We start from the raw sequence: 14,165 nt of genomic DNA, 5'->3' as shown, positions 1-14,165 counted from the left end.
CTCGGTCAGTGAGTCTTGATAACGATCGCTCCCAACTCCGAAGTTGAGAACAATTACGCTAGAGGAAGTCGACAACGGTCCCAGTATGACCGCAATGTAGACGCGCTGACTTGTTAAAGCTTGAATCACATAGTCATCTTGACCATCACAGTTAATATCCCCAACGAGGAGCTTGTCGTGCTTCCATTCGACCCCGGGCACTTTGCCTTGGACAACGGGAACTAGTTGTTGAATAGAGATCTCAGCCGACGCAATCGCCGGTACCATGAGATAGGATAATAGGAATGCGGCTATGAACCGTTTCATGGTTCTATCGTTCTCTCGCCCAACAGTGTATTGAACGGATCATCTACGCCTAGTGACTACCTACGCCCCCGGCGCATCTATGGGTAGATGCGTCCGGCGGCTTCGGCCGCCAAGGCCCCTTGTTGTTCCGATGTGGCGCCCGCTCGACGAGGACCAGGCCGTGGACGCCGAGACGCTCGGCGACGTGGTAGGGCACTTCCCAGGCCCTGTGCGCCGGGCGCCAGATGCCGCCGGCGGCCTTCAGTTTGCGCCCCAGCTCCCGCTCGCCGTACTGGATGGCGACGAGCACTCTCTGGTCGAAGGGGATCGGACGCCACGGGCGGCAGTACCACCAGGGGACCTCGCCGACAATGAGTTCGACGGTCTTCAGGCGCACTTTCCGCGCGTCGTCGTAGCGGTAGCGCACGCACACCAGCCGCTCGCCGTACTGCTCGCAAAGGCGGCGTGTCCCCTTCTGTCCCGGCCTGAGGGTCAGCCTGGTCTTCACCGTCTCCCCCCCGCTCGCGGAGCGCAGCCGGATGCGGCCGCGCGGGGCAACTATGCATGTGCGCGCCGTGGCTGTAAAGCCCGGCGCCGGAGGGGGCGCCTCTAGCCCAGGCCGAGGCGCCGCCGGACGCTCGGGAAGCGCCCGAGGTCGGTGTGCGGCAGGAAACGCGCCCGGGAGCCGGACTCGCTGCGCGGGCCCGGCCTTCCCGGCTGTTATCATGGAACGATCATGGCGGAGCGCGTGTGCCCCTGGTGGCTGGCCTACTCATTCGACAACCCGCTACGCCGCCTCCTCCACCCCCCGCGAGAGGTCCTCGGGACCTGGGTGCGCCCCGGCATGACCGTGCTCGACGTCGGCTGCGGCATCGGTCACTTCTCCCTCGGCATGGCGAGCCTGGTGGGCCCTGCCGGCCGGGTGATCGCCGCGGACGTCCAGGAGCGGGCGCTCGCCATCGTCCAGCGCCGCGCCCGCCGCGCCGGGCTCGCCGGCCGGATCACGACCCATCGCTGTGGGACCGATCTCTGCGACGTAGCGGGACCGGTCGATTTCGTGCTCGCCTTCTGGATGCTCCACGAAACCCCGTCCGCCGAGGGTTTCTGCCGCGAGATCGCCGGCCTTCTCGCTCCCGCCGGCCGTTTCCTGGTCGCCGAACCCACCTGGCATGTCGGCGAGCGCCTCTTCGAAGAGGAGATGGCCGCCGCCGCCCGGGCCGGGCTCCGGATCATCGAGCGACCGCGGATACGGCTGAGCCGTGCGGCCCTGCTCGCGCGCTAGCGTGCCGGGGCCGCACGCAGGAAGAGGCCAGGCCGCGGCTTGAACGTCCCTCAGCCGCGCGCGAGGCGCTCCCTGACGCTCGGGAAGCGCCCGAGGTCGGTGTGCGGCAGGAAGCGCGCCGCCGTGAAGCCGGCCATGAACTCGCGGCTCTCGTTCATCTCGACGTAGGTCATCGCGCGGCCGATCCGCTCGATCTCGCCGAGCGCCGCGGCCGAGAGCAGCACGCGCCTGGCCCCCGCGAGCGAGGTGTTCCCGACCAGCCGGTAGCGTTCGAGCGGGATGTCGGGGACCATGCCGATCGCCACGGCCTTGTCGGCTGCGACGTACGCGCCGAAGGCGCCGGCGATGAAGAAGCTCTCCAGTTCCTCGAAGGACACGCCCGCCGCCTCCGTCATGACGGTGAGCATCGTGTACATCGCCGCCTTGCTCAGCATGAGGTTGTCGAGATCCGGCTGCGTGAGGGCGATCGGCCTGCGCGTCGCCGTCTCCGCGGCCCCGGCGACGACGAACCGGGCGACGCCGCCCTCGACCGCCACGCGCGGGCTCGGCGAGGGCGCGACGAACTTCCCGCGCGAGTCGACGATGCCGGCGAGGAACAGCTCCGCCACCAGGTCGATCAGGCCCGAGCCGCACATGCCCGACGGGCGCCCGCCGCCGATCACGTGATACGAGGGCAGCAACGAGCCGCGGTCGATCGCCACGCGCTCGATCGCACCGGGCGCCGCGCGCATGCCGTCGCGGACGACGCCGCCCTCCAGGCCCGGCCCGGCGGAGCCCGCGCCGACGAGCAGGAACTCGCGGTTGCCGACGATGATCTCCGCGTTCGTGCCGATGTCCACGAGCAGCGAGACGCGCTCGCGCTCGTGCATGCCCGCGACCAGAGCCCCGGCGAGCGCGTCCCCGCCGACGTAGCTGCCGACGTTCGGGAGCACCAGCACCGGGGCCAGCGGGTCGACACCGAGCCCCAGCTCGGCTGCGCGCGCCACCGGGAAGCGGTTGGCGACCGGCACGTACGGGGCACGGCAGAGGTTCGCGGGGTCCAGGCCGAGGAGGAAATGCGCCATCGTCGTGTTTCCCGCCACCGAGACGCAGCGGATCTGCGCCGGCTCCGCGCCCGCGGCCCGCGCCAGCTCCCGCGCCAGGGACGCGATCGCGCCTGCCGCAAGTCCCTGCAGTCGCGCGATGCCCCCGGGCTGGCGGCAGAAATGCGTGCGCGCGAGGATGTCCTCGCCCTGCCCCACCTGGGGATTGAGGGCCGAGCGCTCGCCGAGCGTCTCGCCGGAGTCGAGGTCAACCAGCGCGGCGACGATGTTCGTCGAGCCGAGGTCCACGGCGAGCCCGAGGGTCGGCCCGCCCTCGCCGGCCCGCGCCACGCGCAGCAGCGTCGGTGCCGGGACGACCGCGAGCGTCGCGTCCACGGCAAAGCCCGCGGACCGCAGCGTCTCCGGCAGCGCCGCGGCGACGGGCAGCGGCACCTGCACGTCGGGGAAACCCGCGGCGGCCAGTCCCCGCAGCACGCGGTCGAGGTCCCCGGCATGGTCCGCGGCCGTCGGCGCCGGCAGCCGCAGCCGCAGCGTGCGAAGGAGCGGCCCGTCGATCGCGCTCATGGGCCGGAGGCGGGGTCGTCCGCGATGGTCCCGCCCCACGCGCGCAGGCGCTCGCGGATGAAGTCCACCACCTGCTGGTGCTCGGCCCCGCCGGCACCCTGCACCGCGAGCGGCGCGCCGAACTCGATCCGCACCTGCTTGCCCGGGTCGATCCGGCCGATGTCCTTGACGATCGGCCCGTTGCCCCAGGCGTCCGTCCTCAGCGCGACGGGCACGAGCGGCACCTGCGCCCGCTTCGCCAGCTTGACGCCGATCGTGTTGAAGGCGGCGGGCTCGAAGACCGGCGTGCGCGTGGTCTGCGGGAAGACGATGATCGAGATCCCGGCGCGCAGCCGCTCCGCGCCGCCCTCGAGCACCGCCTTGAGGTCCTCGCGCGCGTTCGCGCGGCCGACGGTCACCGGGTCGCGCGCGCGCATCACGTGGCCGAAGACGGGGTAGCGCGTCAGCTCCCGCTTCACGATGAAGGTCACGCGCCGGGAGGGGCAGATGAGGCACGGCAGCACGAAGGTCTCGAGCGTGCTCATGTGGTTGCCGACGAAGACGCAGGGGCCGTCCAGCGTCCGGAAGTGGTCGGCGCCGGCGATCTCCAGCCGCACCCCGGCGGCCTCGAGGGCGCGGAGGATGGCGAGGCTGCTGCCGGACCACTCGGCATCGCCGTACAGCCCGCGCCGCGCAAGCCGGCTGGCCCGCCAGACGATGGGGCCCGCCAGCGAATAGAAGCGCAGGCCGGGGAACGTCCGCGCGAACCAGCCGCCTTCGCGGGCCGCGGTGCGGTAGACGCCGTCGACGAACTCCGGCGACGGGATTCCGGCGCGCGGACCGGCGATGCCTCCCTCAGCCACGAAACCTGCCTCCTTCCGAAGAAATGCCTTCCCGGCGCGTGAGTATACCCCGGGCGGGAACATTTTCCCGCCGGCGGCGCTCTTCATCGGCGAGGGGCGGGACGGCCGTCCCGGACGCGGCCTCAAGAAAGGAGCGCACCATGGAACGGACAAAGCAGTGCACGATTCTGGCTCTCGCCCTCCTCTGCCTCGCCCTCCCGGCGCGGGCGGCGGACAAGACCGTCACCGTGCAGGCTCGGACCCGGATCGTGGACGGGGACCGCCAGTGGCACGAGAGCCGTCCCTACGCCTTCACCTTCGCCGTCGAGGTGATCTCCGACCGCGGCGGCGCCAAGTCCGAGGGCAGCCGCTGGGGGCGCCCCTTCGTCACGGCGTTCCCCGGCGAGGAGTACCGCGTGCGCATCCACAACCCGCTGCCGGTGCCCGTCGCCGCGAACCTGAGCATCGACGGCCTCAACAGCATCAGCGGCGACCCCGGCTCGCCCGCGGGGGGGAGCAAGTGGATCATCGAGCCCTTCTCCTTCGTCGACATCGACGGCTGGCAGGTGTCGGACCAGGAGGCGCGGCGCTTCGTCTTCACGTCGCGGGAGGGCTCCTACGCCTCGTGGCGCAGCGATGCCTGGGGGCGCGATCTCTCGGTGAACTGCGGCGTGATCGGGGTGGCCTACTTCTGGTCGCAGCGCGCACTCGACGACTACTACGACGACAACCCGGTCGTGATCAGCCGCCCGCGCCGGACGGGCGGGTGGCGCGGCGGCCCCGAGTCGGACGGGCGCGGCGCGATGGAGAGGTCCGCCGCCCCGTCGGCGCCGGCCGCCGAGGCGCAGCAGCGCGCCGGCACGGGCATGGGCCAGCGCCGCAGCAACCCGGTGCAGGAGGTCCGCTTCCGCTACGACCGCGGCATGTACGAGGTCCGCGACGCGGTCATCGTCTACTACGACTTCCCCGAGGAGCGACCGCGCCCGCGCCCGTTCGACGGCGGCGGGTACGCGCCGGAGCAGCCCGGCGGCGGCTGGCGGCCGCCGTACGTCCCGCCGCGGCGGCCGGACGAGCAGATGCAGGACCGCTGAGGGGAGAGGGGACGCGACGCTAGCCGATGCCCGCGTGGTACTCCTGCAGCGAGACGACCGTCGGCGGCTGCGCCCGCACGGCGGCGATCCCCTCCACGGCCGCCAGCGCCCCGGCGATCGTGGTCACATACGGGATGCGGTATTTGATCGCGCTCTGGCGGATGTAGGCGTCCTCGCGCTTGCCGCGGCGGCCGCTCGGGGTGTTGATCACGATCTGGACCTCGCCGTTCTTGATGGCGTCGACGATGTCCGGGCGCGCCTCGTGGAGCTTGGCGACGCGCTCGCACGCGATGCCCTTGCCGGCGAGGAAGGCCTGCGTCCCGCCGGTGGCGAGGATGCGGAAGCCCAGCTCCGCGAAGCGGCGCGCCACCGCGACCGACTGCTCCTTCTCGGCGTCGGCGACGGTGATCAGCACCGTCCCCTCCACCGGCAGCCGCTGCCCCGCCGCCTCCTGCGACTTCGCGAAAGCCATGCCGAAGCTCTGCGCCAGGCCGAGGACCTCGCCGGTCGAGCGCATCTCCGGGCCCAGCACGGGGTCGACCTCGGGGAACATCGCGAACGGGAAGACCGACTCCTTCACGCCGAAGTGCGGCACCGGGCGCCGGCGCAGGCCGAGGTCGGCGAGCTTCGCGCCGAGCATGACCCGCGTCGCGAGCTTCGCCATCGGGATGTTGCAGACCTTCGAGACCAGCGGCACCGTGCGCGAGGCGCGCGGGTTGGCCTCGAGCACGTAGACCACGTCGCGCTCGATCGCGTACTGCATGTTCATCAGCCCGACGACCTTGAGGGCGACCGCGATGCGGCGCGTGTAGTCCTCGATGGTCGCCAGGTGCTTCGGCGGGATGCTCACGGGCGGGATCACGCAGGCCGAGTCGCCGGAGTGGATGCCGGCGCGCTCGATGTGCTCCATGACCGCCGGGACGAAGGCGTCGGTGCCGTCGGCGATCGCGTCGGCCTCCGCCTCGATCGCGTCCGAGAGGAAGCGGTCGATGAGGATCGGCCGCTCGGGCGTCACCCCGCGCGCCTGCTCCATGTAGTGGCGCAGCATCCCCTCGTCGTGCACGACCTCCATGCCGCGCCCGCCCAGCACGTACGAGGGGCGCACCATCAGCGGGTAGCCGATGCGCGCGGCCACCGCGAGGGCCTCGGCGACCGTCGTCGCCATGCCGGACTCGGGCATCGGGATGCCCAGCTTCTCCATCATCGCGCGGAAGCGGTCGCGGTCCTCGGCCAGGTCGATGGCCTCCGGGGTCGTGCCGAGGATCTTCACGCCGGCGGCAGCCAGCTCGGCCGCGATGTTCAGCGGCGTCTGCCCGCCGAACTGGACGATCGCCCCCTCGGGCCGCTCCTTCTCGTGGATCGCCAGCACGTCCTCGACGGTGAGCGGCTCGAAGTAGAGCTTGTCCGAGGTGTCGTAGTCGGTCGAGACGGTCTCCGGGTTGCAGTTGACCATGATCGTCTCGAGGCCGGCCTCGCGCAGCGCGAACGCCGCGTGCACGCAGCAGTAGTCGAACTCGATCCCCTGGCCGATGCGGTTGGGGCCGCCGCCGAGCACCATGACCTTGCGTCGCGCGCTCACCGGGACCTCGTCGGGGGCGTTGTAGCTGGAGTAGTAGTAGGCCGCGTTCTCGACGCCGCTGACCGGCAGCGCCTGGTAGGCGTGCCGCACGCCAAGCGCCAGCCGGCGCTCGCGCACCTCGCGCTCGGGCACCGCCAGCAGCTTCGCGAGGTAGCGGTCGGCGAAGCCGTCCTTCTTCGCGCGCACCAGCAGCTCGTCGGGGAGGGCGCGCCCGCGGTGCGCGAGGACCTGCTCCTCGAGCTGCACCAGCTCGCGCATCTGCTCGAGGAAGAAGCGCTTAATGTGCGTGCGCCGGAAGAGCTCGTCGAGGTCGGCGCCCTTGCGCAGCGCCTCGTAGAGGATGAACTGGCGCTCGCTCGTCGGCTCGGCGAGCAGGTCCATCAGCTCCTCGAGCGGCTTCGCGTGGAAGTCCTTGGCGAACCCGAGGCCGTAGCGCCCCTGCTCGAGCGAGCGGATCGACTTCTGGAGCGCCTCCTTGTAGTTCTTGCCGATGCTCATGACCTCGCCGACCGCGCGCATCTGCGTGCCGAGGCGATCGGCCGCGTCGGGGAACTTCTCGAAGGCCCAGCGCGCGAACTTGACGACGACGTACTCGCCCCAGGGCGCGTAGCGCTCGAGCGTGCCGCCGCGCCAGTAGGGCAACTCGTCGAGGGTGAGCCCGCCGGCGAGCTTCGCGGAGACCAGCGCGATCGGGAAGCCCGTCGCCTTGGAGGCGAGCGCCGAGGAGCGCGAGGTGCGCGGGTTGATCTCGATGATCACGACGCGGCCCGTGCGCGGGTCGTGCGCGAACTGGATGTTCGTGCCGCCGATCACGCCGATCGCCTCGACGATGTCGTAGGAGTGCTTCTGCAGGCGCGCCTGCAGCTCCGGTGCGATGGTCAGCATCGGCGCGGTGCAGTAGGAGTCGCCGGTGTGCACGCCCATCGCGTCGACGTTCTCGATGAAGCACACGGTGATCATCTGGTTCTTGGCGTCGCGCACGACCTCCAGCTCGAGCTCCTCCCAGCCGACCACCGACTCCTCGATGAGGATCTGCCCGACGAGGCTCGCGGCGATGCCGCGGGCGGCGACGACGCGCAGCTCCTCGACGTTGTAGCAGTGGCCGCCGCCGGTGCCGCCCATGGTGTAGGCGGGGCGGACGACGACGGGAAAGCCGAGGTCGGCGGCGACCTGCTCGGCCTCCTGCACGCTGTAGGCGGGGGCGCTGCGGGGCATCTCGATGCCGAGGCGCTCCATCGTCTTCTTGAACTCGATGCGGTCCTCGCCGCGCTCGATCGCGTCGGCCTGCACGCCGATGATCTGCACGCCGTGCCTGCCGAGCACGCCGGTGCGCGCGAGCTCCGAGGAGAGGTTGAGGCCCGTCTGGCCGCCGAGGTTCGGCAGCAGCGCGTCGGGGCGCTCCCGGGCGATGATCTGCTCCATGTACGCGGCGGTCAGCGGCTCGATGTACGTGCGGTCCGCCATCCCGGGGTCGGTCATGATCGTGGCCGGGTTCGAGTTCACCAGCACGATCTCGTAGCCGAGCCCCCGCAACGCCTTGCACGCCTGGGTCCCGGAGTAGTCGAACTCGCACGCCTGCCCGATGACGATCGGGCCCGAGCCGATGATCATGGCCTTGCGGATGTCGTCCCTGCGCGGCATGGCGAAGATCTCCTTCCTCCCCCCGCGTGCCGGCGGGAGGGTGCTGCAGTCGTGCCCACGGAAAGCCCCCGGCGGATCGACCCGGGAGTATAGGCGATGGGCGCGGCGAAGGGAACCGCTGTTGACTTCGCCGGCGACGACGACGGAAGATCGCGCGGCATGGCTGGGAGAACGCGACTGTGAGCCTGGACGTCATCGTCGTCGGCGGCGGGATCGTGGGGCTGGCCACCGCCCACCGGCTGCTGGAGGCGCGCCCCGGCCTGCGGCTGGCGCTGCTGGAAAAGGAGCCGCGCCTGGGCGCGCACCAGACCGGCAACAACAGCGGCGTCCTGCACGCGGGCCTCTACTACCGCCCCGGCTCGGCCAAGGCGCGCCTCTGCGTCGAAGGGCTGCGCCGGATGCTGGCCTTCTGCCGCGAGCACGGCGTCCCGCACGAGACCTGCGGCAAGGTCGTGGTCGCCACCGCGCCGGCGGAGCTGCCGCGCCTCGAGGCGCTCTGGGAGCGCGGCGCCGCCAACGGCCTGATCGGCCTGCGCCGGGTCGGGCCGGAGCAGCTCCGCGAGATCGAGCCGCACGCGGCGGGCCTGGCGGCGATCCTCGTGCCGCAGGAGGGGATCGTCGACTACCCCGCGGTCGCGCACGCGCTCGGCGGGCTGATCCGCGCGCGCGGCGGCGAGGTGCGGCTGTCCGCGCGCTGCCTGCGCCTCGTGCCGGAGAGCCGCGGCTGGACCGCCTCGACCACCGCGGGCGACCTCTCCGCGCGCTTCGTCGTGACCTGCGGCGGACTGCACGCCGACCGGCTGGTCCGCGCATCCGGGCTGAAGCCCTCGGCGAGGATCGTCCCCTTCCGCGGCGAGTACTTCAAGCTGCGGGAGGACCGGCGGCACCTCGTGCGCAACCTGATCTACCCGGTGCCCGACCCGAAGTTCCCCTTCCTCGGCGTGCACTTCACGCGGCTGATCCGCGGCGGGGTGGAGGCGGGACCGAACGCCGTCCTCGCCCTGGCGCGCGAGGGCTACCGCCGCGGCGCCTTCGAGCTGCGCGACGCGCTCGAGGCCGCGTTCTTTCCCGGCCTCTGGCGGTTCCTCGCCGCCTACCCGCGCACGTCCTGGTACGAGCTGCGCCGCTCGCGCTCGAAGCGCGAGTTCTGCCGCTCGCTCCAGAGGCTGGTGCCCGAGGTGCGCGAGCAGGACCTCGAGACGGGCGGCGCGGGCGTGCGCGCCCAGGCGATGGCGCCGGACGGGAAGCTCGTCGAGGATTTCCGCTTCGATGAGGCGAAGGGCATCCTCCACGTCGTCAACGCGCCGTCTCCCGCCGCGACGGCCTCGCTGGCGATCGGCGGGGTCATCGCGGAGCGCGTGCTCGCGCAGCTGGACTGACCCGGTGCGGATCGCGGCGCCGGCGGGCCGCCGGCCGATCCCCGCCTACAGGATGTCGCCCGGCGCGCAGGGGTCGGTCGCCCGCCGCCGGATCGCCCGCTCCTGGCAGGGGAAGGCCAGCGGCGGGATGGCGTCCGGAGGGAAGAAGCGCACCTCCGCCGCGTCGTCGCCCGGCGCCGGCGCGCCGGTCACGCCGCCGACCTCGAAGGTGATCATCACCAGGTTGCCGTAGAAGTAGTTCCGCGCGGTCACGGCGTCGAGCAGGCGCACGATCCGCCCGCGCAGGTGCGTCTCCTCCCGCAGCTCCCGGAGCGCCGCCTCCTCGATCTGCTCCTCCTTCTCCGCGAAGCCGCAGGGCAGGCACCACATCCCCTTGAGCGGGTGGCGCCCGCGGCGCACCAGCAGCACCTCGCCGCGCTCGTTCGTCACCACGGCGGCCGCGACGGGCAGCGGGTTCTCGTACGCGATCGTGCCGCAGGCCGCGCACAGCAGTCGCATCCGCCCTTCGATCTTGCGCTCTTCGAGCGCGCTGCCGCACACGGCGCAGTGGCGCGGCCCGTCGCCGACCCCCCGTTCCCGCGCCGCCACGCGCGGCCCGCGGCAGAGGAAGACGGCGTCGTCCTTCTTGAACTCGATCCCGCCGCGCGCCGCGGCCTCGGCGGCCACCGCCGCCATGACCTGGTTCAGCGCCGCCCCCACGCTGTCGGGGCTGGCGTCGTAGACCTCCTTGAGCAGGAGGTGCTTCTTCATCGCGAGATAGACTTCGATGTGGCGCGTCTCCTCCGGCGCGAACCGCAGCCGGTTCGGGAAGATCCGCCGCTCCACCGACGCGAAGCCGGGCCGCAGCAGCTCCTCGCCGCTCTCGCTCGAGAAGGTGCGCAGCAGCTTCTGGATCCCCAGGAGCTCGGGGACCTTGATTCCGAGCGATTCGAGCGTGGGCGGGATGTGACGGATCAGCTCGGCCAGGGTCTCCTGGCTGTGGGTCACGGCCACGAACGTGCCGTGCCCCGTCAGCACGCGCGCGATGTCCGGCACCGCCTGCGGGAAGAAGTAGAGCGAGTAGCAGGAGAAGACCAGGTCGAAGGCGCCGGCGGGGTACGTCGCCAGCTCCGCGACGTCCGAGGCGTGGAACTCCCCGATGGCCCCGACCGAGGCGCAGGCCTGGAGGAACGGCTGCTGGTAGGCCTCCTGCACGTCGAGGCCGACGATGGTCGTGCCCGGCTTGAGCTTCCCGCGGAAGCCCAGCGTCGAGAAGCCGAAGCCGCACCCGAGGTCGAGGATGTTGCGGACGCGGCTGAAGTCGACGCCCCGGAGCGCGAAGTCCCGGATGTCCCGGCGATTGACCGAGTGGCCGTAGACGATGACGTTGGCCGCCTGGTGCAGATCGAGGTCGCGGTACGCCTGCTCGATCTCCGCCTTCGAGAAGCTCGAGGCGCTCGGGGGCGTCCGAGGCTGCCGGCCGTTCATGAGTGTGCGTCCTCCGGCCGGTGCCCCGCCCCCGTCGGAAGCGTGACGATGAAGGTCGAGCCGGCGCCGGGGGCGCTCTCGACCCAGATGCGGCCGCCGTGGTTCTCCACGATCGTCTTGCAGATCGCCAGGCCGAGCCCGGAGCCCTGGGGCTTGCCCCGCGCGGTGTCGCGTATCTGGTGGAACTTCTCGAAGATGCGCTCCTGCTGCTCGGGCGAGATCCCCGGTCCGTTGTCCGCGACCTCCAGCCTGACCTGCGCGTCCGTGCCCGCAAGACGCAGCCGCACCCGCCCCGTTCCCGGCTCGCAGTACTTGATCGCGTTCGAGAGCAGGTTGATCACGACCTGCACGAGCCGGTCGCGGTCGCCGGTGATCGTCAGGGACCCCGCGGCCACCTCCCGCGTGACCTCGATGGCGCGGTTGCGCGCGAGCTGGCCGGTGGCCGAGAGCGCCTCGTCCACGACGGCGACGAGGTCCACGCGCTCGTGGGCCCACTGGTAGGCGCCGGACTCGATCTTCGTGAAGTCCAGGATCTGGTCGACCAGGCGGCTGAGCCGCTCGCTCTCCTGCACGACGATCCGCGAGAGCTGCTGGCGCTGCTGCGGGTCCATGTCCGGCTCGTCCTCGAGGATCTCGGAGAAGGCGCGGATCGAGGACAGCGGCGTGCGCAGCTCGTGGCTGACGGTGGAGACGAACTCGTCCTTCATGCGGTCGAGCTCCTTGAGCCGCTCGTTGGTGTGCTGGAGCTCCCGCGTGGCCGCCTCGAGCTCGAGGGACTTCTCCTCCAGCCGGTGGCTGTACTCGATGACCTGGCTGGTCTCGTCGAGGATCTTCATCAGCCCCTCGATGCTCAGCGCCTCCCCCTCGATGATCGAGGAGATCATGGCCCGCGCCGACGCCGCGCCGACGGTGCGCGCCAGCTCGCGCTCCGCAAACGCCACCAGGCTCTCGCTCGCCAGCATCTCGTCCTGCAGCTCGACGCGATGCTGCGCGCCGTAGGCCTGGAAGACCTGCTCGGCCCGCTCCTTGCCGACCATGCGCGCGACCAGCTCCTTGAGATCGCTGACGCGCGTCGTGCCCTGCCAGAGCCGCGTCTCGCCGCCGGCGGCGGCGCGGGTGCGGTAGACGTCCACGAACATCGCGGCCTGCAACTGCTCGAGCCCGCCCTGCTGGCCGAAGAGCGAGACCCCGACGAGCAGCCCGATGTTGCAGAGCAGGCTCCAGAAGACGCCGTGCGTGATCGGGTCGAAGCCCGTGAGGCCGAAGAGGTGATAGGGCCCGAGGGCGGCGAGGCCGAAGGGTCCGGGCTCCACGAGGGACTGGGGGAGCCAGCCGGACCCCGCCAGCGAGGGCAGCAGCAGCGTGTAGGTCCAGACGGCGAAGCCTCCCAGCAGGCCGGCGAACGCGCCGCGGCGGCTGGCCCCCTTCCAGTAGATGCCCAGCAGGATCGCCGGCGCGAACTGGGCGGCCGCGACGAAGGAGACGAGGCCGATCGAGACGAGCGCGTACGACTCCCCGATGAGCCGGAAGTACAGGTAGCCGAGGAGCAGCACGAGGACGATGCCGCCGCGGCGGATCGCCAGCAGCGTCGCGCCCATGCGCCCGGGGCGCAGCACCTTGAGCCGCAGCAGCACGGGCATGAGCAGGTCGTTGCAGATCATCGTCGAGAGCGAGATGGTCTCGACGATCACCATGCCGGTGGCGGCCGAGAGCCCGCCGATGAAGGCGAAGAGCGCCAGCGGCCACTTGCCGCCCCCGACGGTGAGCGAGAGCACGAACATGTCCGCGTCCGCCGCGCCGCCGCCGAGCGTGAGCAGCCCCGCGACGGCGATCGGCAGCACGAAGAGGTTGATCGCGAGCAGGTAGAGCGGGAAGAGCCAGGCGGCGGTCCGCACGTGGTCCTCGTTCACGTTCTCGACGACCAGCACCTGGAACTGCCGCGGCAGGAACATGATCGCGGTCATGGAGATGAAGGTCAGGGCGGCCCACGAGGCGTACTGCCCGGGACGCCAGCCGATGTCCAGCAGGCGCGCCGCCGCCGGCAGCGTGGCGGCCCGCCGGAACAGGTCGGCGGGGCCGCCGAAGAGGCCCCACGTGACGAAGACCCCCACCGCCGTGAGCGCCAGGAGCTTGACGATCGACTCGAAGGCGATCGCCGCGACCATGCCCTCGTGGCGCTCGGTGACGTCGATGTGCCGCGTCCCGAAGAGGATCGAGAAGAGCGCGAGGATCAGCGCGACGTACAGCGCCGTGTCGTGCCCGAGGCTGACCTCCCCGGCCGCGAGGGTGCGGTCGTGGAACAGGACGTTGAAGCTCGCCGAGATCGCCTTGAGCTGCAGCGCGATGTAGGGCATGATCCCGACGACCGCGATCAGCGTCACCAGCCCGCCGATCACCGAGCTCTTGCCGTAGCGCGACGCGATGAAGTCCGCGATGCTCGTGATGTGGTAGGTCTTGCTCAGGCGGATGATCTTGCGCAGGATCAGCCACCAGAGGATCGCCGCGAGCGTCGGCCCCAGGTAGATCGGCAGGAAGCTCACCCCCTCGGCCGCGGCCCGCCCCACGCTGCCGTAGAACGTCCAGCCCGTGCAGTAGACCGCGATCGAGAAGGTGTAGATGTACGGGTTGCTGATGATCGAGCGGCCGGTGTCCGCGCGCTTGTCGCCGTAGTAGGCCACGGCGAAGAGCAGGCCGAGGTACCCGAAGGACACCAGGAGGATGAACCAGTGCTGGAGCACGTCAGGGCCGCCTTGCTCGCGGCTCGTCGCCGCCGTCCCGCGGCTCGGCCCCCCGGCGACGCAGCACGAGCGCCGTGGCGAGGGCGAGCAGGGCCCAGACGACGAAGAGGTAGACGAACGCCGCCGGCAGCCCGGCGACCGGGCTGCGGCCGCGGATGACCGACAGCAGCGGGAAGTTCAGCAGCGCGACGCCCACCACGAACAGGGCGGCGAGCCGCTCGCCCGTGCGCCGCCGCGCGGCGGCGCTGCCGGCCGCGCCGCCGGTCCCGGGGGCT

At 71.4% G+C, this 14,165-nt stretch carries 11 protein-coding genes; 3 read left to right on the top strand and 8 right to left on the bottom strand.

What is annotated here, in order from left to right:
• Both VI078_11510 and VI078_11505 read right to left on the bottom strand, forming a co-directional pair.
• On the bottom strand, positions 1–306 hold a 306-nt coding region (locus tag VI078_11510; GenBank protein HEY5999909.1), incomplete at its 3' end, for a hypothetical protein.
• A gap of 49 nt (positions 307–355) precedes the next feature.
• Entirely contained in the window at positions 356–793 is a 438-nt protein-coding gene (locus VI078_11505; GenBank protein ID HEY5999908.1) for a hypothetical protein, read from the bottom strand.
• Between the two features lie 228 nt (positions 794–1,021).
• On the opposite strand from VI078_11505, the gene VI078_11500 reads away from it, so the two are divergent.
• Positions 1,022–1,567, top strand: a complete 546-nt coding sequence (locus VI078_11500; GenBank protein HEY5999907.1) for a class I SAM-dependent methyltransferase — start codon at positions 1,022–1,024, stop codon at positions 1,565–1,567.
• Between the two features lie 50 nt (positions 1,568–1,617).
• Here VI078_11500 and VI078_11495 read toward each other — a convergent pair whose 3' ends face one another.
• Positions 1,618–3,174 (bottom strand): ASKHA domain-containing protein, encoded by a 1,557-nt coding sequence (locus VI078_11495; protein ID HEY5999906.1) that lies wholly within the window; start codon positions 3,172–3,174, stop codon positions 1,618–1,620.
• A complete protein-coding gene (locus tag VI078_11490) occupies positions 3,171–4,016 on the bottom strand; it encodes a lysophospholipid acyltransferase family protein (protein HEY5999905.1) in 846 nt (281 codons plus the stop codon). The genes VI078_11495 and VI078_11490 overlap by 4 nt, the downstream gene beginning before the upstream one ends.
• Positions 4,017–4,156: 140 nt before the next feature.
• On the opposite strand from VI078_11490, the gene VI078_11485 reads away from it, so the two are divergent.
• Complete coding sequence (locus VI078_11485) at positions 4,157–5,086, top strand: hypothetical protein (protein HEY5999904.1); 930 nt, start codon at positions 4,157–4,159, stop codon at positions 5,084–5,086.
• A gap of 19 nt (positions 5,087–5,105) precedes the next feature.
• On the opposite strand, the gene carB is transcribed toward VI078_11485, so the two are convergent.
• On the bottom strand, positions 5,106–8,306 hold the full coding sequence (gene carB / locus VI078_11480) for a carbamoyl-phosphate synthase large subunit (protein HEY5999903.1): 3,201 nt from the start codon (positions 8,304–8,306) through the stop codon (positions 5,106–5,108).
• Positions 8,307–8,485: 179 nt separating this feature from the next.
• Here carB and lhgO point away from each other — a divergent pair, with 179 nt between their 5' ends.
• On the top strand, positions 8,486–9,685 hold the full coding sequence (gene lhgO, locus VI078_11475) for an L-2-hydroxyglutarate oxidase (GenBank protein HEY5999902.1): 1,200 nt from the start codon (positions 8,486–8,488) through the stop codon (positions 9,683–9,685).
• A 45-nt stretch (positions 9,686–9,730) separates the two neighbouring features.
• Here lhgO and VI078_11470 read toward each other — a convergent pair whose 3' ends face one another.
• From VI078_11470 to VI078_11460, 3 genes are all read right to left on the bottom strand, one after another.
• Complete coding sequence (locus tag VI078_11470; protein ID HEY5999901.1) at positions 9,731–11,152, bottom strand: NUDIX domain-containing protein; 1,422 nt, start codon at positions 11,150–11,152, stop codon at positions 9,731–9,733.
• Positions 11,149–13,890 (bottom strand): ATP-binding protein, encoded by a 2,742-nt coding sequence (locus VI078_11465; protein ID HEY5999900.1) that lies wholly within the window; start codon positions 13,888–13,890, stop codon positions 11,149–11,151. The genes VI078_11470 and VI078_11465 overlap by 4 nt, the downstream gene beginning before the upstream one ends.
• A 1-nt stretch (position 13,891) precedes the next feature.
• Positions 13,892–14,165 (bottom strand): hypothetical protein (locus VI078_11460; protein ID HEY5999899.1); only part of this gene is annotated, 274 nt, incomplete at its 5' end.

This window comes from bacterium (assembly GCA_036524115.1).
In the GTDB taxonomy this organism is placed as follows: domain Bacteria; phylum JAUVQV01; class JAUVQV01; order JAUVQV01; family DATDCY01; genus DATDCY01.
This window is presented reverse-complemented; position numbering and strand designations above follow the sequence as displayed.